The sequence below is a fragment of the Tepidicella baoligensis genome (assembly GCF_013432195.1).
Classification (GTDB): domain Bacteria; phylum Pseudomonadota; class Gammaproteobacteria; order Burkholderiales; family Burkholderiaceae_C; genus Tepidicella; species Tepidicella baoligensis.
Genome location: NZ_JACCDB010000009.1, coordinates 70,702 through 90,204, shown reverse-complemented (window position 1 = coordinate 90,204; position 19,503 = coordinate 70,702). Strand labels below are relative to the sequence as shown.

19 protein-coding genes are annotated in these 19,503 nt (G+C 65.6%); 7 read left to right on the top strand and 12 right to left on the bottom strand.

The genetic code is table 11. From position 1 onward, the window contains the following. Positions 1–3: 3 nt before the first annotated feature. The 3 genes from HZS63_RS10355 to HZS63_RS10345 all read right to left on the bottom strand — a co-directional run bounded on the left by HZS63_RS10355 (position 4) and on the right by HZS63_RS10345 (position 2,790). Positions 4–834 (bottom strand): thymidylate synthase, encoded by an 831-nt coding sequence (locus HZS63_RS10355; protein WP_343039979.1) that lies wholly within the window; start codon positions 832–834, stop codon positions 4–6. An 85-nt stretch (positions 835–919) separates the two neighbouring features. Continuing rightward, positions 920–2,344 (bottom strand): FAD-binding oxidoreductase, encoded by a 1,425-nt coding sequence (locus HZS63_RS10350; protein ID WP_180683961.1) that lies wholly within the window; start codon positions 2,342–2,344, stop codon positions 920–922. Continuing rightward, positions 2,341–2,790 (bottom strand): DUF2069 domain-containing protein, encoded by a 450-nt coding sequence (locus HZS63_RS10345; protein WP_180683960.1) that lies wholly within the window; start codon positions 2,788–2,790, stop codon positions 2,341–2,343. The genes HZS63_RS10350 and HZS63_RS10345 overlap by 4 nt, the downstream gene beginning before the upstream one ends. Positions 2,791–2,821: 31 nt before the next feature. Between HZS63_RS10345 and HZS63_RS10340 the strand changes: the two genes are divergently transcribed. Beyond that, the gene (locus HZS63_RS10340) at positions 2,822–4,108 is read left to right on the top strand and encodes a YihY family inner membrane protein (protein ID WP_180683959.1); all 1,287 of its coding nucleotides are present in this window, start codon (positions 2,822–2,824) and stop codon (positions 4,106–4,108) included. Here the strand turns inward: HZS63_RS10340 and amt are convergent. The 4 genes from amt to HZS63_RS10320 are packed head-to-tail and all read right to left on the bottom strand — an operon-like array spanning position 4,095 to position 10,963. Next, the gene (amt, locus tag HZS63_RS10335) at positions 4,095–7,496 is read right to left on the bottom strand and encodes an ammonium transporter (RefSeq protein ID WP_180683958.1); all 3,402 of its coding nucleotides are present in this window, start codon (positions 7,494–7,496) and stop codon (positions 4,095–4,097) included. The genes HZS63_RS10340 and amt overlap by 14 nt on opposite strands. A gap of 47 nt (positions 7,497–7,543) precedes the next feature. After that, positions 7,544–8,848 (bottom strand): cytochrome P450, encoded by a 1,305-nt coding sequence (locus tag HZS63_RS10330; protein WP_425505950.1) that lies wholly within the window; start codon positions 8,846–8,848, stop codon positions 7,544–7,546. Between the two features lie 4 nt (positions 8,849–8,852). Then, the gene (locus HZS63_RS10325) at positions 8,853–9,659 is read right to left on the bottom strand and encodes an alpha/beta fold hydrolase (protein WP_180683957.1); all 807 of its coding nucleotides are present in this window, start codon (positions 9,657–9,659) and stop codon (positions 8,853–8,855) included. Positions 9,660–9,661: 2 nt separating this feature from the next. After that, the gene (locus tag HZS63_RS10320; protein ID WP_180683956.1) at positions 9,662–10,963 is read right to left on the bottom strand and encodes an O-acetylhomoserine aminocarboxypropyltransferase; all 1,302 of its coding nucleotides are present in this window, start codon (positions 10,961–10,963) and stop codon (positions 9,662–9,664) included. Between the two features lie 82 nt (positions 10,964–11,045). Here HZS63_RS10320 and HZS63_RS10315 point away from each other — a divergent pair, with 82 nt between their 5' ends. From HZS63_RS10315 to HZS63_RS10305, 3 genes are read left to right on the top strand one after another with little or no spacing between them, the layout of a single operon-like run. Then, entirely contained in the window at positions 11,046–11,504 is a 459-nt protein-coding gene (locus HZS63_RS10315; RefSeq protein ID WP_180683955.1) for a CBS domain-containing protein, read from the top strand. Between the two features lie 39 nt (positions 11,505–11,543). Continuing rightward, complete coding sequence (gene aroC / locus HZS63_RS10310; protein ID WP_180683954.1) at positions 11,544–12,641, top strand: chorismate synthase; 1,098 nt, start codon at positions 11,544–11,546, stop codon at positions 12,639–12,641. Between the two features lie 26 nt (positions 12,642–12,667). After that, positions 12,668–13,864, top strand: a complete 1,197-nt coding sequence (locus HZS63_RS10305; RefSeq protein WP_180683953.1) for an MFS transporter — start codon at positions 12,668–12,670, stop codon at positions 13,862–13,864. On the opposite strand, the gene aroQ is transcribed toward HZS63_RS10305, so the two are convergent. The 5 genes from aroQ to HZS63_RS10280 are packed head-to-tail and all read right to left on the bottom strand — an operon-like array spanning position 13,824 to position 16,571. Further along, a complete protein-coding gene (gene aroQ, locus HZS63_RS10300) occupies positions 13,824–14,279 on the bottom strand; it encodes a type II 3-dehydroquinate dehydratase (protein ID WP_180683952.1) in 456 nt (151 codons plus the stop codon). The two genes, HZS63_RS10305 and aroQ, sit on opposite strands and share 41 nt — an antisense overlap. Beyond that, complete coding sequence (locus HZS63_RS10295) at positions 14,276–15,172, bottom strand: DMT family transporter (protein WP_180683951.1); 897 nt, start codon at positions 15,170–15,172, stop codon at positions 14,276–14,278. Before HZS63_RS10295 ends, aroQ begins: the two co-directional genes overlap by 4 nt. Before the next feature lie 4 nt (positions 15,173–15,176). After that, the gene (locus HZS63_RS10290; RefSeq protein ID WP_180683950.1) at positions 15,177–15,659 is read right to left on the bottom strand and encodes a tellurite resistance TerB family protein; all 483 of its coding nucleotides are present in this window, start codon (positions 15,657–15,659) and stop codon (positions 15,177–15,179) included. A 16-nt stretch (positions 15,660–15,675) separates the two neighbouring features. Next, a complete protein-coding gene (locus tag HZS63_RS10285) occupies positions 15,676–16,104 on the bottom strand; it encodes a DUF6691 family protein (RefSeq protein ID WP_180683949.1) in 429 nt (142 codons plus the stop codon). Further along, a complete protein-coding gene (locus HZS63_RS10280; RefSeq protein ID WP_180683948.1) occupies positions 16,101–16,571 on the bottom strand; it encodes a YeeE/YedE family protein in 471 nt (156 codons plus the stop codon). Before HZS63_RS10280 ends, HZS63_RS10285 begins: the two co-directional genes overlap by 4 nt. A gap of 160 nt (positions 16,572–16,731) precedes the next feature. On the opposite strand from HZS63_RS10280, the gene HZS63_RS10275 reads away from it, so the two are divergent. From HZS63_RS10275 to HZS63_RS10265, 3 genes are read left to right on the top strand one after another with little or no spacing between them, the layout of a single operon-like run. Then, positions 16,732–17,508, top strand: a complete 777-nt coding sequence (locus tag HZS63_RS10275) for an ABC transporter ATP-binding protein (protein WP_180683947.1) — start codon at positions 16,732–16,734, stop codon at positions 17,506–17,508. Continuing rightward, a complete protein-coding gene (locus HZS63_RS10270; RefSeq protein WP_180683946.1) occupies positions 17,501–18,211 on the top strand; it encodes an ABC transporter ATP-binding protein in 711 nt (236 codons plus the stop codon). Before HZS63_RS10275 ends, HZS63_RS10270 begins: the two co-directional genes overlap by 8 nt. 46 nt (positions 18,212–18,257) lie before the next feature. After that, the gene (locus HZS63_RS10265) at positions 18,258–19,475 is read left to right on the top strand and encodes an ABC transporter substrate-binding protein (RefSeq protein WP_180683985.1); all 1,218 of its coding nucleotides are present in this window, start codon (positions 18,258–18,260) and stop codon (positions 19,473–19,475) included. Positions 19,476–19,503 lie beyond the last annotated feature (28 nt).

The following is a 19,503-nucleotide window of genomic DNA, read 5'->3' as shown; positions in this document are numbered from 1 at the left end:
GTCTCAGACGGCCACCGGCGCCTTGATGGCCGGATGGTGCTGATAGTCCAGCACCTCGAAATCTTCGTAGGCGTAATCGAAGATCGATTCCGGCCGCCGCTTGATGCGCAAGACCGGGTAGGGATAGGGTTCGCGGCTGAGCTGCAGCTCCACCTGCTCGAAGTGGTTGTTGTAGATGTGGCAGTCGCCCCCGGTCCAAATGAAGTCGCCCACGTCCAGGTCGCACTGCTGCGCCAGCATGTGGGTGAGCAGCGCGTAGCTGGCGATGTTGAAGGGCACGCCGAGAAAGATGTCGGCGCTGCGCTGATAGAGCTGGCAGCTGAGCCGACCCTTGCCCCCTGACTCGGAGGCCGGGGCCACGTAGAACTGGAAGAAGGCGTGGCAGGGCGCGAGTGCCATCTTGGGCAGGTCGGCCACGTTCCAGGCACTGACGATGATGCGGCGCGAGTCGGGATTGGTCTTGAGCTGCTCGACCACGTCGGCGATCTGGTCGATGTGGCCGCCATCCGGCGTGGGCCAGCTGCGCCACTGCACGCCATAGACCGGGCCGAGGTCGCCGTCTTCACGCGCCCATTCGTCCCAGATGGTGCAGCCGCGTTCCTGCAGCCACTTCACGTTGCGGTCGCCGCGCAGAAACCACAGCAGTTCCAGGATGATGCTCTTGAGGTGCACCTTCTTGGTGGTGACCAGCGGGAAGCCTTCGTTCAGGTCGAAGCGCATCTGGTGACCGAACACGCTGCGCGTGCCGGTGCCGGTGCGGTCGCCCTTGGCCACGCCATGGGTGTATACGTGGCGCATGAAGTCTTCGTACTGGCGGCGGACGGGGCGGTTCACGTTTGGGCTTCCAAAAGGAATGATTTTAGGTCGCTCGCCATGATCCAGCACTCGACATTGCCCCGCTGAGCGCGATGCCGGCGGTTCACAGCACCCGTCCGGGATTCATGACGCCCTGTGGGTCCAGCGCGGCCTTGATGGCACGCATGAGCCGCAGGGCGGTCGGGTCTTTGTACCGGGGGAGTGTGTCTCGTTTGAGACCACCAATGCCGTGCTCCGCGCTGATGGAGCCGCCGAAGCGCTGGACGGCGTCGAACACCAGGGTATTCACACGAGCCTCCTGATCGCGCAGAAAAGCGGTGCCGTCGGCCCCTTCGGGGCACTGGACGTTGTAGTGCAGGTTGCCGTCACCCAGGTGGCCGAAGTTGACCAGCCGCACGCCAGGGATGTCACGGGCCAGCAGCGCGTCGGTTTCCGCGCAAAAAGCAGGGATGCGGGAGATGGGCAGGCTGATGTCGTGCTTGATGTTCAGGCCTTCTTGGGCTTGGGCCAGCGGAATGCTTTCGCGGATGTGCCACAGATTGCGTGCCTGGGCCAGGCTTGCGGCGACGATCGCATCGGTGATGCAGCCATCGTCCAGAGCCGCTTCGAGCAAGGCCTCGAAGCGGGCACGTGCGTGGGCCTCGCTTTCGTTGTCGCTGTTTTCCAGCAGCACGGCATAGGCCGTGTCGCGCCACAGTGGCACGCGCAGCGCCGGGAAATGCCGGTCCACCAGTTGCAGGGCAAACCGGCCCATGACCTCGAAGCCGGTGAGGCCGGGCCCCAGATGGCGCTGCGCCAGCCCCAGCAAAGTGACGGCGGCCTCCATCGACGGCACGGCGGCCCAGGCGGTGAGCTGTGCCGCCGGGCGCGGAAACAGCTTGAGCGTGGCGGCGGTGATCACGCCCAGCGTGCCTTCGCTGCCGATGAACAGGTGGCGCAGGTCGTAGCCGGTGTTGTCCTTGCGCAGGCCGCTCAGGCCGTTCCACACCTCGCCTTGCGCGGTGACGACTTCGAGCCCCAGGCACAGGTCGCGCGCGTTGCCAAAGCGCAGCACCTGGGTGCCACCGGCATTGGTCGCCAGGTTGCCGCCCAGGGTGCAGCTGCCTTCGGCCGCCAGGCTCAGCGGCAGCCACAGGCCAGCGGCCGCGGCGGCTTGCTGGGCGACCTGCAGCACGCAGCCCGCCTCGGCCGTGAGGGTGAGGTTGTCCCGGTCCAGGGCGCGGATGGCGTTGAGGCGCTGCAAACTGAGCACGACCTGGGTGCCGCTGGCGTCAGGCACACCGCCCACCACCAAGCCGGTGTTGCCCCCTTGGGGCACCAGGCTCACGTCGGCCTGGGCACAGGCCCGCACCACCTGGGCCACTTCGGCGGTGGAGCCAGGGCGGACCACCGCCAGAGCCCGGCCCCGGTGGCGTTGGCGCCAATCCTGTTCGAAGGCGGTCAGGTCGGTGCCTGGATCGTCGTGCGTGAGCACATGGGCTGCGCCCACGGCACTGCGCAGTGTGTCGAGCAGGTCGGCGTTGTTCATGAGGCGGCGTCGGGGGGCTGGAAGCCTGCTGCGGCGCGCGCGGCCTTCAGGCGCAACCGCACGTGCAGGGCGCAGGCCACAAACAGCAGCACGCACAACACCACCTGGCTCCAGGCCAGCGCGGCCGAGAGGCCGCTTTCGGTGGTGGCGCGCACCACGCCTTCGGTGAAGTAGAGCCACACCAACAGGCTGAGCCAGCGGTAGGTGTACATGCGGTGTTTCAGCAGCCCGGCCAGCGGCAGGGTGAGCGGCAGCACCTTGATGGCCCACCAAGAACCGCCTTCCCGCAAAGGTGCCAGCCACAGTTCCCAGGCCAGCCCGAGCGCAATCAGGGCCAGCAGGCTGGAGACGGCCAGCAGCCGCGTCCATGAAGCGGCGGCGGAGGGCAGGGCCGGTGGCGAGGCGGCGGCAGAGGAGCCGGGTGTGGGCGTGGAGGTGTGGTTCATGGCTTTGCGCAGTCGATGGCATGATACCGGCATGTGGGGCAAAGACTTTCTGACAGCCGATTCGTGGTGGGTTCGCGTGCTGCGGACGCGCATCGAGGGGCTGTGGCAGGAGCTGATGTCCTTCCCCTGGCGCAACACGGCATTGACCTTGTGGGAGCGTTTTCGCGAAGACCGCCTGGGCGTGACGGCCGGCAGCCTCACTTTCACCACCACCATTTCGCTGGTGCCGCTGTTTACCGTTGCGCTGGCCATATTCACGGCCTTTCCGATGTTCTCGCGCATGGAACAGGCGTTGCACGACTGGCTGTTCCAAGGGCTGATCCCGGAGCACATTGCCCGTCAGGTGTCCACCTACCTGTTGCAGTTTACGGGCAAGGCCGGGCAGATGGGCTGGACCGGTGCGCTGGTGTTGCTGGTGTCGGCGCTGGCGCTCATCCTCACGATCGACCGCAAGCTCAACGATATCTGGCGGGTGCGCCGGCTGCGCCCATTCGCCCAGCGGGTGCTGGTGTACTGGGCGTTGCTGACCCTGGGGCCATTGCTGGCGGGTCTGAGTCTGACGCTGAGTTCCTATGCCCTCTCGGCTTCGCGGGGATGGGTCGGGGCCACACACCCGCTGTTCATGGCGTTTTTCGATCTCATGGAGTTCGGGGCCATCCTGCTCGCCGTCGCGGCGCTGTACCGATACGTACCCAATGCTTACGTGCGCTGGAGCCATGCCCTGTGGGGCGCGCTGTTCGTGGCTGTGGCGTTCGACCTGGCCAAGCGGTTGCTGGCCTGGTACCTGACCTCGATTCCCACCTATTCGGTGGTCTATGGCACGTTCGCCACCCTGCCCATTTTGTTGATCTGGCTCTACCTGGTGTGGGTGATCGTGTTGTTGGGGGCGGTGGTCACGGCTTATCTGCCCAGTCTCATGGCCGGGGTGGCGCGGCGGGGCGATACGCCGGGCTGGGCGTTTCAACTGGCCATCGAAGTGCTGGCGGAGCTCTGCGCCGACCGGCGCCAGGGCGGGCGCGGATTGCCGCTGGAGGCGCTGGCCAAGCGCCTGAAGGTCGATGACCTGCAACTCGAGTCCCCGCTCGATACCCTGGTCGAGCTGGACTGGGTGGGCAAACTGGCCGAAGGCCAGGCGCGCTATGTGCTGTTGATCGACCCCGCCACCACGCCCGCTGCCCCCTTGATCGAGCGCTTGCTGCTGCCGGCCGAACCCTCCACCGAGGCGGTGTGGCGCAGCAGCCGGTGGGCCAGTACCCCACTGGCCGAATGGCTCGATTCGGCTGCCACATCCCGGTCAGCGCCGCTCAGCGGGGCATGAGCCTGGTGACGCCCAACTCCGTCAGCGGGATGGGCTCGCCCAGGTGGTAGCCTTGACCGTAGTCCACCCCGATTTCCCGAATTCTTTCCAGGATCGCTTCGCTGGACACGTATTCGGCAATGGTCTTGAGCCCCATCACATGGCCGATGGCGTTGATGGCCTGCACCATGGCCAGGTCGATCGGGTCGGTCTCGATGTCCTTGACGAAGCTGCCGTCGATCTTCAGGTAGTCCACCGGCAGGTTTTTGAGGTAGGCGAAGGACGACAGGCCGCTGCCAAAGTCGTCGAGCGCAAACAGACAACCCAGTTGCTTGACCTCGCCAATGAAATGCACCACTTTGGACAGGTTGGCCACGGCGGCGGTTTCGGTGATTTCGAAGCACACCGTATCGGGGGGCAGCTGGATCTGCTCCAACGTGGCGCGCAGGTTCTGCCGGAAGCGCTCGTCCGACAGCGATGCACCAGAAAGGTTCAGGCACAGCAGCCCGTCGAAGCGGCCCTGGCGGCGCAGGTGGTCGCCGACCCAGGCCAGGGTGTTGTTCACCACCCACTGGTCGATGCGTGCCATCAGGCCATAGCGCTCGGCCGCCGGCAGGAAAGCGCCGGGCAGGATGAGTTTGCCGTCCTCCTCCAACCGCACCAACACCTCGTAATGCATCTGGTCGCCGGGTTGCGGGTGCAGCGGCAGAATGGGTTGCACGTAGAGCCGCAGCCGGTCCTGGTCGAGGGCCGATTGCAGCCGTGTGACCCACTGCATTTGCCCCTGACGCTCCAGCATGTGGGTATCGTCCACCTGATAAACGTGCAGCCGGTTGCGCCCGGCCTCTTTGGCGGCGTAGCAGGCGGCGTCGGCGCTGGCCAGGATGCGGGAGAGGTCGTGTTCGTTGCGGTCGATGCCCACCAGTCCAACCGACACGCCAATGGAGAATGAACGGCCCTCCCAGCCAAACCGGAAATCGGCTATGGCCTCGCGCAAGTTTTCCGCGACCTGCATCGCCCGATCCATGGGGCAGTTTTGCAGGATCAGCCCGAATTCGTCCCCACCCAGGCGGGCCAGCGTGTCGGCGGCGCGCAGCATGCCGCGCATGAGTTGCGTGACCTGGCGCAGCAGTTCGTCACCGGCCACATGGCCGCAGGTGTCATTGACCACCTTGAACTGGTCCAGGTCCAGGTAGCAGACCACGTGGTGGGCCTGTGGGTCGCCGCTGCGCTGGATCAGCTCCTGCAGGCGGCGCTCGAACTCGCGCCGGTTGGGCATGCCGGTGAGCGCGTCGTGGGTGGCTTGGTGGCTGAGTTCGCGCGCCAGATTCAGGGTGACCGTGACGTCGTGGAACACCAGCACGGCGCCAATGATGAAGCCCTCCCGCGAGCGGATCGGGGCCGCTGTGTCCAGCACCGGTACGCTGTCGGCGTCGCGACGCAGCAGCAAGGCGTGTTCGCGCCGCGGCATCAACCGGTTGTGCTTGAGCACTTCGCGCACCGGGTTGGGCAGAGCCTGGCGGGTGTGTTCGTCCTGCAGGTTGTACACCGTGGTGATGAGCTGGCCTTTGGCGTGGTGCGCCGGCCAGCCGGTCAGACGGGCCGCCACCGGGTTGATGTACTGGATGACGCCGGCCTCGTCGGTGGTGATGACGCCGTCCCCGATCGAGGCCAGCGTGACCTGGGCCAGATCGCGTTCCTGGTGCAACTGCGATTCAACGGTCTTGCGGTCGGTGATGTCGCGCAGGGTGCCGGTGAAGCGCAACTCGGCATCCTGGTGGTTTTCGCTCACCGACACCTCGTAATAGGCCTTGTGCCCACCGGGACGGATCATGCGCAACTCGAGTTTGGCGCCCGGGCGGCACAGCTCTTCGGGAGGGAGCCGGTGGGCATGGCCCGCCAGCTTCAGCACCTCGGCCAGGGGCTGGCCCACGCCCTGGTGTGCGGCGACTCCCAGCAGTTTTTCCGCGCCCGGGTTCAGGCTGGTGAGGATGCCATCGCGCGTGAAGGTGATGATGCCGTCGCGCATGTCGCGCACGATGGACAGGGTGCGCTGGGTGGCCTGCTCCAGCGCCGCGATGACCCGGTTGTAGGCCTGGGCCACCTGGCCGACCTCGGTGAAGTCCTCCACCGGCACGCGACGGCTCAGGTCGCCCGACTCGCGCTGGCTTTCCATGGCCTCGAGCAGGTCGAGCAGTTCGGTGCGGGCGCCGTGCTCGGCCACGTTCAGGCCGGTGCGCTCTTCTTCCTCGGTCACGCGCAGGCCACCGCGTTTGCGCCAGGGCCGCAGGAACAGCCAGGTGGTGAGCACGCACCATACCCCGCACACCACGATGCCCAGGGTCTGCACGCCCACCTGTTGCAAGCGGGTGTTGCCGGTGTCGAGCGCCAGCAGGTCGCCCATGAGGCCCACCGCCAGCGTGCCCCAGATGCCGGCCACCAGGTGCGCGGGGATGGCGCCCACGGCATCGTCGATGCGGTATTGCAGCAGCTTTTCCTGGGCCCAGGCCATCAGCAAGGCCCCCACTGCACCGACCAGGATGGATGCCATGGGCGTGAACGCGTGGGCCCCGGCCGTGATGGCCACCAGGCCGGCGATCAGGCCGTTGATCAGGTACAGGATCTCGTAATAACCGTGCCACATGCGGCCCGCCACCAGGCCGATGGCGCTGCCCGCCACCGCGGCCAGTGTGGTGTTGACGATCACGCCGGGCACCGCGTCGTTGAAGGCCAGCAGGCTGCCGCCGTTGAAGCCGATCCAGCCCAGGTAGAGCAGCAGCCCGCCCAGCATGGCCATGGGCAGGTTGCCGGCGGGAATCACGGCGGGCTCGCCGGCGTCGGGAAAGCGGCCGCTCCGCGGGCCCACCATCAGCACCGCCACCAGCGCCACCCAGCCGCCCACGCTGTGAACCACGGTGGAGCCGGCAAAGTCCACAAAGCCCAGAGCGCCCAGCCAGCCATCATGGCCGTCCAGCACGCCGCCCCAGGCCCAGTGGCCGAACACGGGGTAGATGAGCAGCGACACCATGGCCGACATGGCCAGGTAAGCGCCGAAGCGCATGCGCTCGGCCACCGCCCCGGACACGATGGTGGCGGCGGTGGCACAGAACATGATCTGGAACAGCACAAAGGCCAGCAACGAGCCGTCGGTGCCGATCTGGTCCAGCGCGCCAAACAGCCCCAGTCCGAGCCAGCCCGACCACGACGGGCCAAACATCAGCCCGAAGCCGACCAGCCAGAACACCATGGCCGCGACCACGAAATCCGACAGGTTCTTGGCAGCGACGTTGATGGAATTCTTGTTGCGGGTGAGCCCGGACTCCAGACACAGAAAACCGGCCTGCATGACGAACACCAGGCCGGCACACAGCAACATCCAGAGCAGATCGAGAGAGGTGAGGGCGAGCATGACGCCCTAGACAAAGCAATTCGCGGGCCACCCCCGGCCCGGGGGTGTCACGTCCGGAATGGTGCCGCCAGAAAACCCCGGAAGCGCGCCCGCCCGCCCCGGGTCGGCGCTGCGGTGAGCGCGTAGTCGGGAAAGCGCCGCAAAAAACGCCCAATCGCGATACGGCCCTCGAGCCGGGCCAGGCTCAGGCCGGCGCACTGGTGCACGCCAAAGCCGAAGGCCAGGTGCTTGTTGTTCTGGCGCGCCAGGTCCAGCACCTCAGGCTGCTCGAACTGGGCTGGGTCGCGGTTGGCCGCGCCGATGCACAGCGTCACCAGCGCGCCCTCGGGCAGGGCCACGCCTCCCACCTCGCAGGCCTTGAGTGCCCGCCGGTTGCCCAGCTGGTTCGACGATTCAAAGCGCAGGAACTCGTCCACCGCCACCGCGAGGGTCTGTTCCTGGGCCTCGGCATCGTCGCGCTGCTCGTGCAGGCGCTGCTGCAGCCAGGTTTTCTGATCGGGCCACTCCTGCAGGCTCACCAGCGCATTGCCGATCAGGTTGGTGGTGGTTTCATGCCCGGCATTCAGCAGGAAGATGCAGTTCTGCAGGAGTTCGACTTCACTGAGTTTGTCGCCGCTGCTTTCGCCCTGGATCAGGCGGGTGAGCACGTCGTGCTCGGGGTCGCCGGGGTGCTGGCGGCGGTGCGCCACCAGGCCGCGCAGGTAGTCCAGCATTTCCAAGACGCTGCGGTTGCCCAGGGCTTCCTGCTCAGGCGTGAGCACCGGCTCCAGCGCGCCCAGAATCGCCAGCGACCAGCCGCGCAGCGGTTCGCGCTCGTCGTGCGGCACGCCCAGCAGGTTGCCGATGATCTCCACCGGAATGGCGCTGGCGAAATCCTCGATCAGGTCGCCGCCGCCCTGGGCTTCGATGCGGTCGAGCAGGCTGTCCACCAGCCGCACCAGGCCGGGCTCCATGTCGGCGATGGCGCGGCGCGTCAGCGCCCCCATGATGAGCTTGCGCACCCGGGTGTGCAGCGGCGGGTCGTTGAATACCAGGCTGTGGGTGTGGTGCTCGTACAGCGGCGAGTCTTTTCCGTACTTGGGTGCGAATTCCACCTGCTTGTCGGAGCTGAAGGTGGCGGCGTCGCGGTACACCGCCACCAGGTCGGCGTAGCGTGTGAGGAACCAGCTGCCGTCGGGCATCTGGCGGATGGGCTCACGCTCCCGCAGGGCCGCGTACACGGGAAAGGGGTTGTCGAGGAAGTCCTGTGGCAGGCGGCGCAGATCGAAGTTGGCCGCGATGGCTTGTGCCCGCTCGGCCGACATGGGTGGCGTGATGGCCGCAGCGCTGATGGGAAGGCGGGTTTCGGTCATGGTCTCAGGGTTGGAGGAAGCGACACAGCGCCATGAGCACGCCGTCGGGGTCTTCGGTCATGAGTGAGTGGCCGGCGCGCAGCAGCACCGTCTGGCCGTGTTTCGCGCGGCTGCTGAGGGTCTTGGCGGCCTTCGGCGGCGTCATCTGGTCGTGCGTGCCCAGAATGAACAGCGTCGGGCACTGGACCCGCTCCATGGCCTGCTCGCCTTGGTCGTAGCTGTCGCAGGCCACGAAGCCGCGGTGGAACACATTGACCCGGGGGTTGCTGGCCAGCACGCGTCGCATCAGCGCCTTGGAGCCACCCAGCAGCCAGGTGCCGGGCCCCAGGGCCGAAGGGGGCGGCGCGAGGGTGGAGTGGCTGAACACGTTGACCATGTCGATGGCCTTCATGGGCTGGTTGAGCGAGCTGTCCAGCAGCGCGGGGGACACCTTCATGGGGTAGGCCGTGCCCACCATCACCAGGTGGCTCACGCGCTTGGGCGCGTCGGCGGCGGTCTGCAGCGCGATCAGCGAGCCGAAGCTGTGGCCCACCAGCGCGGCTTTCTCGATCTTGAGCGCGTCGAGCAAGCCCAGCACGGCGCGCGAAGCGTCCTGCACGGAAGCGGGGGGTTCACCACCGCTCTTGCCGTGGCCGGGCAGATCGATGGCCAGCACGTTCCAGCCGTGATGGGCCAGGTAGCGGCTCTGCAGAATCCACACGCTGTGGTCGTTGAGCACGCCGTGGATGAACACGACCGTGGGCTTGGCCGGGTCGAAGGGTTTGCCGCCGGTGTAGGCGTAGAGTGGGGCGCCGTGAACGTCGATGATCATGGTCAGGCCCCCGCTTTCTCGGCGGCTTTGAGCGCCCGCTTCAAGTCGTCGATCAGGTCGTCCGGGTCTTCCAGACCGATGGACAGCCGAATCGTGCCCGGGCCGATGCCGGCGCTGGCCAATGCCTCGTCGGTCATGCGGAAATGGGTGGTGCTGGCGGGGTGGATGACCAGGCTGCGGCAGTCGCCCACATTGGCCAGGTGGCTGAAGATTTTGAGCGCCTCGATGAAGGCCTTGCCCTGCTCGCGGCTGCCCTTCATGTCGAAGCTGAACACGCTGCCCGCCCCGCGTGGCAGCAGCTTCTGCGCGAGCGCGTGGCTGGGGTGGGTCTCCAGCAGCGGGTGGCCCACGCGGCTCACGAAGGGGTGGCTGGCCAGGAACTGCACCACCTTTTCCGTGTTGCTCATGTGGCGCGCCATGCGCAGCGGCAGCGTTTCGATGCCCTGCAGGATCAGCCAGGCGGTGTGTGGGCTCATGCAGGCGCCGAAGTCGCGCAGGCCCTCGCGGCGGGCACGCAACATGAAGGCGCCGACGGTGGACTCCTCGCTGAACACCATGTGATGGAAACCGTCGTAGGGCGCAGTGAGTTCGGCGAACTTGCCGGACTTGTCCCAGTCGAAGCTGCCGCCGTCCACCACGATGCCGCCGACCACCGTGCCGTGGCCGCTCAGGAACTTGGTGGCCGAGTGGTAGACGATGTCGGCGCCGAGGTCCAGCGGCTTTATCAGCCAGGGCGTGGTCAGGGTGCTGTCCACCAGCAGCGGCACGCCGTTGTCGTGGGCCAGCTGCGCCACGGTGGGAATGTCCAGCACGTCCAGCCCGGGGTTGCCCACGGTTTCACCGAAAAGCAGCTTGGTGTTGGGCCGAATGGCAGCGCGCCAGCCGTCGATGTCGCCGGGCTTCACGAAGGTGGTTTCGATGCCGAAGCGCCGCAGCGTGTAGTGCAGCAGGTTCTGGCTGCCGCCGTACAGTGCTGTGGATGCCACGATGTGCGAACCCGCGCCCATGAGTGTGGCGATGCTCAGGTGCAGCGCCGCCTGGCCGCTGGCCACCGCGATGCCGCCAATGCCGCCTTCCAGTGCCGCGACGCGCTGCTCCAGCACCGCGTTGGTGGGGTTGCTGATGCGGCTGTACACATGGCCTGATCGCTCCAGGTTGAACAGGGCGGCCGCGTGGTCGCTCGATTCGAACACGAACGACGTGGTCAGGTGAATGGGCACGGCGCGCGCGCCGGTGGTGGGATCGGGGGCGGCGCCCGCGTGCAGCGCCAGCGTGTCGAAGCCGGGATCGGCGTAGCCGGACATGGTGTCTCCTCTGGTGTCGTCAGGTGCAATTGTGGGCTATATTTGTAACCATATTCGCCACTGCGGCGACAGAGGAGAATCCATGAAGGTCAGCGACATCCTGCGCCTCAAAGGTGGCACGCTCTACACCGTCTCTCCCGACGAGTCCCTGGTCCGTGCCGTGGAAACCATGGCTGAGTTTGATATCGGCTCTCTGGCCGTCATGGAGCACGGCGATCTCGTGGGCATGCTCACCTTCCGCGAGGTGTTGCACACCATCGCCAAGAACGGAGGCAGCGTCGGCAACGGCACGGTGCGCAGCGTCATGGACGATCACCCCATGACCTGCACCTCGGAAACCGATCTGGAGCAGGTCCGCCCCATGATGCTGGAAAAACACACCCGTTACATGCCGGTCATGGACAACAAGATGCTCATGGGCGTGATCAGCTTCTACGACGTGGCCAAGGCCGTGGTGGACAGCCAGAATTTCGAAAACAAGATGCTCAAGGCTTACATTCGCGACTGGCCCGAGGAAGAGGAGTCCGCGCCCAAGGCATGAGCCCGGCCGGGCCTGGCCGCTCTGGGATAATCCCCATCCATGAGCGGCAACACCTTCGGCACCCTGTTTTGCGTCACCAACTTCGGTGAGTCCCACGGCCCCGCCATCGGCTGCGTGATCGACGGCTGTCCGCCAGGCATGGCACTGAGCGAGGCCGACATCCAGGGCGACCTGGACCGCCGCCGCCCCGGCACCAGCAAGTTCGTGACCCAGCGCAACGAGCCCGATCAGGTGCAGATCCTCAGCGGCGTGTACCAGGGCAAGACCACGGGCACGCCCATCTGCCTGCTCATCCAGAACACCGACCAGCGCAGCAAGGACTACGGCGACATCGTCCAGACCTTCCGCCCCGGTCACGCCGACTACACCTACTGGCAGAAATACGGCATTCGCGACCCGCGTGGCGGTGGCCGCTCCTCGGCCCGCCTGACGGCGCCCACCGTGGCGGCCGGAGCCGTGGCCAAGAAATGGCTGAAGGAAAAGTACGGCACCACCTTCCGTGGCTGCATGACCGCCATCGGCGAGGTGGAGATTCCCTTCGAGAGCTGGGACCACGTGCCCCGCAACCCCTTCTTCGCGCCCGTGGCCGATGTATCGGCGCTCGAAGCCTACATGGCCGAGCTGCGCAAGAGCGGCGACTCCTGCGGGGCCCGCCTGCGCGTGACGGCGCAGAACGTCCCTGTAGGCTTGGGCCAGCCGCTCTACGACAAGCTGGACGCCGACATCGCCTACGCCATGATGGGGCTGAATGCGGTCAAGGGCGTCGAGATCGGCGCCGGTTTTGCCAGTGTGGCCGACAAAGGCAGCACCCATGGCGATTCGCTCACGCCCGGCGGTTTCGTGGGCAACAAGGCCGGTGGCGTGCTGGGCGGCATCAGCACCGGGCAGGACCTGGAGGTCTCCATCGCCATCAAGCCCACCAGCTCCATCCTGGTGCCACGCGAGACCATCGACACCCAGGGCCTCCCGACCGAGGTCATCACCAAGGGCCGGCACGACCCGTGCGTGGGCATCCGCGCCACACCGATCGCTGAAGCCCTGCTGGCGCTGGTGGTGATGGACCATGCGTTGCGCCATCGCGCCCAGTGCGGGGATGTGCTCGTCACGCCCGGGCCGATCGCCGCATCGGCGCGTTGAGTCGATTTGCCCACTGGCGCTTGCGCGTGCGTCCCACCGTTTCGCTGGCGACATCCTCGCTGTGGCCCTTCGCGGCCCTGTCGGCGAGCTATTTCGCCCATGTCGGTTTTTTCAACCCCTACCTGCCGCTGTGGCTGAACGAGATCGGCCTGGGCCTGCTCGCCATCGGGGTGTTGACGTCGCTGCCTTCGGCCACGCGCCTGTTCGCGCCTTACCTCTGGGCCTGGCTGAGCGACCACACCGGCCACCGTGTCTGGCTGTTGCGCTACTGTGCCATGGCGGCTTTGCTGGCTTCGCTGGCACTGTGGGTGGAATGGGGCGTGGTGGGCTTGTTCGGTGTGCTGCTACTCATGTTCACCCACACCAGCGGCATGATGCCGCTGAGCGAGACCGTGCTGGCCCAGCGGGTCAGCACCGAGGGTGGGATCGACGTGCGCCGCTATGGGCGGGTGAGGGTGTGGGGTTCTCTGGGTTTTCTGGCCACGGTGCTGCTGGCCGGCGCGTGGTTCGAGCGCCATGGCATGGGCAGCTTCCCAGCCTGGACGGCGCTGACCCTGCTGGCCGTGGTGGTGAGTGTGTGGCTCATGCCCTCGACGCGCGAGTCCGGTCATGCCCACGCCGGCGAGCCTGTGCGCGTGCGTAGCGTGCTTGCCGGTAAACCCGTGCGCTGGTTTTTCATCTCTTTGTTCCTGCATGTGCTCACGCACATCTTCATCTACATCTTTTTTTCGCTGTATTTGCACGAGCTGGGTTACAGCAAGACCACAATTGGGCTGCTCTGGGCGTTTGGCGTGGTGGTGGAGATCGCTTGGTTCCTCACGCAAGGCCGATGGATGCCGCTGTTGCCGCTGCGCGGCTGGCTGTTGCTGGCCAGCGCCGTGCTGGTGCTGCGCATGCTGGTCACGGCGGCGTTGCCGCACTGGCTCTGGCTGCTGTTCCTCGCGCAGGCTACCCATGCCATCACGTTTGCTGCACACCATTCGGTGTGCATCGCCTGGGTCAGCCAGCATTTCCCCGGGCGTACCCAGGCCCGGGGGCAGGCTTTGTACTCGGTCGTGGGTTATGGGGTTTCGGGGGTGGTGGCCGGCTTGCTGGGCGGCTGGGTCAGCAGCGAGTGGGGGCTGGATGCCGTGTTCTGGGTGTCGGTGGGGGTGGCCGTGCTGGCCACCGCCGCAGCCTGGATTACCGCCCGTACTTCCGCACCAACCCTTCGAGGGCGATGAGGTAGCCGTCCACCCCGAAGCCGATCACGATGCCGGCGGCGGCAGGCGAGATCCACGAGTGGTGGCGAAAGGCTTCGCGCGCGTGCACGTTGGAGATGTGGCATTCGATCACGGGTAGGCCGTCCACGCCCTTGATGGCGTCGTGCAGCGCCACCGAGGTGTGGGTGTAGGCACCGGGGTTGAACACGCAGCCCAGGGCCTCGCCGGCCTTGTGCAGGCGGCCGTATTCGTGGATCTTGTCGATCAGCGCACCTTCCCAATTGCTCTGGAAGCACTCCACCGCATAGCCCAGGCGCTTGCCGGCCTCCTGGCACAGGGCTTCCACGTCTGCCAGGGTGGTGTGGCCGTACTGTTCGGGTTCGCGCGTACCCAGCAGGTTGAGGTTGGGGCCGTTGAGGACGAGGATTTTCTTCATGGGCGTGATTGTGCGTCATGGTCGCGCTGCGGCCAACGCGCCCAGCCCGTGGCCAGTGCCACGCCGGCCAGGATCACGGCGCCACCCACCACCATGGGCCCGGTGATGGCTTCGTCGAGCAACAGCGCGCCGTAGCCAATGGCGAACACCGGGATCAGGAAGGTCACGGTCAGTGTTTTGCTGGGGCCGGCCTTTTCGATCAGGCGGAAATACAGGATGTAGGCCACCGCTGTGCATAGCACGCCCACCGCCACGACAGCGCCCCAGGCCATCACCCCCGGGTTCTGGCTGGGCCAGAACCAGATCGTCGGCAGTGCCAAACCCAGTGTGGCACCGATCTGGCTGCCGGTGGCCGTGGCCAGCGGGTGTACGCCGGTGAGGTAGCGTTTGGTGCAACTGGCGGCCAGGCCGTAGCTGAGCGTGGCGCCCAGGCAGGCCAGCACCGCCCAGCCCGTGCCCCCGGCAGAGAAATCGGCTTTGGGCCAGGACAGCAACACCACCCCCGCAAAGCCGATGGCCAGTCCCAGCGCACGGCTGCGCCCCGGTGAGTCGTTCAGCCAGAGCCAGGCCACCAGTGCGCCGAACAGCGGCGTGGTGGCGTTCAGGATGGCCGACACCCCGGTGGAAATGGAGAGCAGCGCATAGGCATAGAGCGCGAACGGGATCGCGGAATTGAGCAGCCCGATCAGCAGAATGGCGCGCGCATGGCGCCGCAGGGTGGGCCAGTGCCCAGCCATGACGAGCACGGGCAGCAGGACCGCACTGGCCACCGCCACGCGCAGCCCCGCCGTCGCCCAGGGGCCGAATTCAGCGGCACCCAGGAGCATGAACAGGAACGATGCCCCCCACAGCGCAGCAAGCACGACGAATTCGGCAGCCAGTGCGGCAGGCATGGGTTCAACCGGCCAGGCCGGCGCTTTCCTTGGCCCGCAGCTTGGCAGCGATGTATTCGCCGTGCGTCACGTGCAGCAGCCCGGCCACCTTGCTGATGATGTGGTTTTCCAGCGCGGTGACGGTGCCGTCGGCGTAAGCCACCTCCCACATGGCTTCCACCACCTGGATTTTCTGGGCCTGGCTGAAGCGTTCGTTCAGCGCGGCGGTGAAACGGTAGTAGTCGTGACTGGCGCGGGCCGTTTCATGGGCCAGATCCAGCAGGCGGGCCAGTTCGTCGTCCGCCAGGTGGAATTTGCGGCGCAGCGCCAGCAGCACCGCGTCGCGTTCAGCGTCACCCATGGTGGGCTCGGCACGCATCACGTCCACCAGCAGCACGGCGGTGGCCAGTTCCAGGGCGTGGTCGGGCGGGCTGCCCGGTGTGCCTGTGGCAGGTTCTTCCAGTTGACGGGCCAACTGGTTGAAAAAGTCCTTGAGGGTTCGCAGCATGGGGTGATGGTAGCGCTCAGCGCGCGTCGGCGCGCCAGCCCTGCACCCATGCCCCCAGGGCAATGCCGGCGAAGGCCCACAGCAGGTCCAGGTTGCCGGTGCCCAATCCGGCAATGGCCGGCCCCGGGCACACGCCCGATAGCCCCCAGCCGACGCCAAACAAGGCGGCCCCCACCAGCGTGTCGCGGTTCCAGACGCTGGGGTGGCGCTGGAACACGCCGCCCAGCAAAGGGGCCTGGCACAGCTTGGGCGCGGTCCAGAAAGCCACCATTACCACGGCCACGGCACCACCCATCACCAGCATCAGGCCGAAGTCCGAAAACCGCAGAAAGCTCAGCACCACCTCGGGCCGCACCATGCCCGAAAGCGCCAGGCCAAAGCCGAACAGGGCCCCCGCCACCAGCGTGGCCACTCTGCTGACCCAGCGTGAAGAAGGCCTGCTCATGCCTGCCACCTCGCCACCAGGTTGGCCGTCAGGAAGGCCGTGGTCATGAAGGTGAGCACCGCCAACAGCGAAGGCCATTGCAGCGAACCCAGCCCGCAGATGCCGTGGCCGGAGGTGCAGCCATTGCCGAGCCGTGCGCCATAGCCCACGAAAAAGCCGCCCACCAGCAGTTGCCACGCGGGCACTTCCGTGCCCAGCGGGGTGCCGTCGGTGAAGCCCAGCCACCAGATGAGGGCGCCCACGATCAGTCCAGCGGCATAGACCAGCCGCCAGCCGCGCGACTCGGTGAACCGGCTTTGCTGAAAGTAGGGTCGCCGCACCACGTACGACCAGGTGGTGGTGAACACCGAACTCATGCCGCCTACGCGGCCGGTGAACACGAACAGCAGAGCTGTTCCGGCGCCGATCAGCAAGCCGCCGCCCAGGTAATGCTGCCAGCCTAGAGGGAAGAACGAAGAAAAATCCATGGGTGAAGAATTGTGTGGCTATTGGCTGGGGCCGAAGCGTTTAGACGCATCGGGGACAGTGATGCCGGGTAAACCATGACGTTTTGCAGCGCCAGGCCCAAGCAGAATATCACGCAAGGCCGCGCCGGCGGTCGTCATTTGCAGGCACCCAAGCTGAAACATGTCCAATGATTACATCCTGGAGACCCGTGATCTCGTCAAAGAGTTCAAGGGGTTTGTCGCGGTCAACAACGTCAACCTTGGTGTGCGTCGCGGCCAAATTCACGCGCTGATTGGCCCCAACGGGGCCGGCAAAACCACGGTTTTCAACCTGCTGACCAAATTCCTGATCCCGACGCACGGGCAGATCCTTTTCAAAGGCCAGGACATCACCAAGGAAAAGCCGGCCCAGGTGGCCCGGCGTGGCTTGGTGCGATCGTTCCAGATCTCGGCGACTTTTCCCAATCTGTCGGTGATGGAGAACGTGCGCATCGCGCTGCAGCGATCCACGGGCGTGTCGCTGCATTTCTGGCGCTCCGAGCGCATCCTCGACCGTCTCAATGACAAGGCTATGGCCATTCTGGAGGAGGTGGGCTTAGGCGAGTTTGCCCACATCACCGCGGTGGAGCTGGCCTATGGCCGCAAGCGTGCGCTGGAAATTGCCACCACGCTCGCCATGAACCCCGAGCTCATGCTTCTCGATGAGCCCACGCAGGGCATGGGCCACGAGGACGTGGACCGCGTCACCCAACTCATCAAAAAGGTCAGCGCCAACCGCACCATCCTCATGGTGGAACACAACATGAACGTCGTCTCCAGCATTGCAGACACCATCAGCGTGTTGCAACGGGGCCAGGTCATCGCCGAAGGGCCGTACGAAGTGGTCTCCAGAGACCCACAGGTGCTCGAGGCATACATGGGCAGCACCGACAACGCACTGGAGGGCGCTCATGGCTGAGCCCATCGAATTCCTGCGTATCACCAACTTGCACGCCTGGTATGGCGAATCACACATCCTGCACGGGGTCGACCTGAGCGTGAACAAGGGCGAAGTGGTTACGCTGCTGGGCCGCAACGGTGCCGGCCGCACCACCACCGTCAAGTCCATCGTGGGTCTGGTGGACAAGCGGATCGGTTCCATCACGATCAACGGCCGCGAAGCGATAGGCTTGGCGCCGCACCAGATCGCGCGGCTGGGTATCGGCTATTGCCCGGAGGAGCGCGGCATTTTTGCGTCGCTGACTTGTGAAGAAAACCTGCTACTGCCGCCCCAGATCAGCAGCGGCGGTATGCCGCTGCATGAAATCTACGAGATGTTCCCCAACCTCGCCGAACGGCGCAACAGCCCGGGTACCCGCCTGTCGGGCGGTGAGCAGCAGATGCTGGCGGTGGCCCGCATCTTGCGCACCGGCGCTCGCTTGCTGCTGCTCGACGAGATTTCCGAGGGGTTGGCCCCGGTGATCGTGCAGGCGTTAGCCCGCATGATCCTGGCGCTCAAAGCCAAGGGCTTCACCATCATCATGGTGGAGCAGAACTTCCGCTTCGCCGCCCCGCTGGCTGACCGTTTTTACGTCATGGAGCATGGCCGCGTCATGGAGAGCTTCTCATCCTCAGAGTTGCAAGCCAAGATGCCCATGCTGCATGAATACCTGGGTGTCTGACACTCGTTTTCGCTCCCCACCATCCACCAAGACAGGAGACCTCACGATGAAAAGCAAGCTACTCGCCGCCGCTGCCATGGCAGCCTGCGCATTCGGCATCACGGCGCAGGCGCAGGCGCAGATTTCCGATGGTATCGTCAAGATTGGCGTGCTCAGTGACATGTCGGGCCTGTACTCCGATATCGGTGGGTCAGGCTCGGTTGTCGCGGCACGCATGGCGGTGGAAGATTACCTCAAAGCCACCAACAGCAGCCTGAAGGTGGAGGTGGTGAGCGCCGATCACCAGAACAAGCCTGACGTCGGCTCCAACATCGCACGACAGTGGTACGACACCGACAAGGTGGACATGATCGTGGACGTGCCCACCTCTTCGGTGGGTCTGGCCATCGCCCAGATCAGCAAGGACAAGAACAAGGTGCATGTGAACACGGGCTCGGCTACCGCCGATCTGACGGGCCGATCGTGCAACGCCAATACCGTGCACTGGCTCTACGACACCTGGATGCTGGCCAACGGCACCGGCAAGGCGATCGTCAAAAACGGGGGCGACACGTGGTTCTTTCTAACCGCTGACTATGCCTTCGGCCATGCGCTGGAGCGCGACACCGAAGCGGTTGTGACCAAGCATGGCGGCCGAGTGGTGGGCAAGGTCCGCACTCCGTTTCCGTCCCAAGATTTCTCATCCTTCCTGCTGCAAGCGCAGGCCTCACGTGCCAAGATTATTGGCTTGGCCAACGCGGGCGGCGACACCATCAACTCCATCAAGCAAGCGGCCGAGTTCGGAGTGGTGAGAGGGGGACAGAACTTGGCCGGTTTGCTGGTGTTCCTGCCCGACATACATGCGTTGGGGTTGAACAATGCACAAGGTTTGTTGTTGACCGAAACCTTCTATTGGGACCTCAACGATCAGACCCGCGAGTGGTCCAAGCGTTTTGCCGCGAGGCATGGCGGCAAGATGCCCTCTTCTGACCATGCAGGAGTGTATGCCGGTGTGCTGCACTACCTGAAGGCAGTGGACGCGGCCAAAACCGACGAGGGTACCAAAGTCGTTGCAAAGATGAAGGAACTGCCTACCGACGATCCTCTGTTCGGCAAAGGGCAGGTGCGCCAAGACGGCCGCAAGATCCACCCGGCCTACCTGTTTGAGGTGAAGAAGCCGTCCGAGTCCAAAGGGCCGTGGGACTACTACAAGTTGGTCTCGACGATTCCTGCCGAAGAAGCGTTCCGTCCGCTCAACGAAGGCGGTTGCTCGCTGGTCCAGTAAACCGACGATTTACAAGCAGGCCGATACA

Coding starts and splice junctions, on each gene's coding strand:
- HZS63_RS10350 (WP_180683961.1), bottom strand. CDS start 2,344: ATGAACAACGCCGACCTGCTCGACACACTGCGCAGTGCCGTGGGCGCA.
- HZS63_RS10345 (WP_180683960.1), bottom strand. CDS start 2,790: ATGAACCACACCTCCACGCCCACACCCGGCTCCTCTGCCGCCGCCTCG.
- HZS63_RS10340 (WP_180683959.1), top strand. CDS start 2,822: ATGTGGGGCAAAGACTTTCTGACAGCCGATTCGTGGTGGGTTCGCGTG.
- amt (WP_180683958.1), bottom strand. CDS start 7,496: ATGCTCGCCCTCACCTCTCTCGATCTGCTCTGGATGTTGCTGTGTGCC.
- HZS63_RS10330 (WP_425505950.1), bottom strand. CDS start 8,848: ATGACCGAAACCCGCCTTCCCATCAGCGCTGCGGCCATCACGCCACCC.
- HZS63_RS10325 (WP_180683957.1), bottom strand. CDS start 9,659: ATGATCATCGACGTTCACGGCGCCCCACTCTACGCCTACACCGGCGGC.
- HZS63_RS10320 (WP_180683956.1), bottom strand. CDS start 10,963: ATGTCCGGCTACGCCGATCCCGGCTTCGACACGCTGGCGCTGCACGCG.
- HZS63_RS10315 (WP_180683955.1), top strand. CDS start 11,046: ATGAAGGTCAGCGACATCCTGCGCCTCAAAGGTGGCACGCTCTACACC.
- aroC (WP_180683954.1), top strand. CDS start 11,544: ATGAGCGGCAACACCTTCGGCACCCTGTTTTGCGTCACCAACTTCGGT.
- aroQ (WP_180683952.1), bottom strand. CDS start 14,279: ATGAAGAAAATCCTCGTCCTCAACGGCCCCAACCTCAACCTGCTGGGT.
- HZS63_RS10295 (WP_180683951.1), bottom strand. CDS start 15,172: ATGCCTGCCGCACTGGCTGCCGAATTCGTCGTGCTTGCTGCGCTGTGG.
- HZS63_RS10290 (WP_180683950.1), bottom strand. CDS start 15,659: ATGCTGCGAACCCTCAAGGACTTTTTCAACCAGTTGGCCCGTCAACTG.
- HZS63_RS10285 (WP_180683949.1), bottom strand. CDS start 16,104: ATGAGCAGGCCTTCTTCACGCTGGGTCAGCAGAGTGGCCACGCTGGTG.
- HZS63_RS10280 (WP_180683948.1), bottom strand. CDS start 16,571: ATGGATTTTTCTTCGTTCTTCCCTCTAGGCTGGCAGCATTACCTGGGC.
- HZS63_RS10275 (WP_180683947.1), top strand. CDS start 16,732: ATGTCCAATGATTACATCCTGGAGACCCGTGATCTCGTCAAAGAGTTC.
- HZS63_RS10270 (WP_180683946.1), top strand. CDS start 17,501: ATGGCTGAGCCCATCGAATTCCTGCGTATCACCAACTTGCACGCCTGG.
- HZS63_RS10265 (WP_180683985.1), top strand. CDS start 18,258: ATGAAAAGCAAGCTACTCGCCGCCGCTGCCATGGCAGCCTGCGCATTC.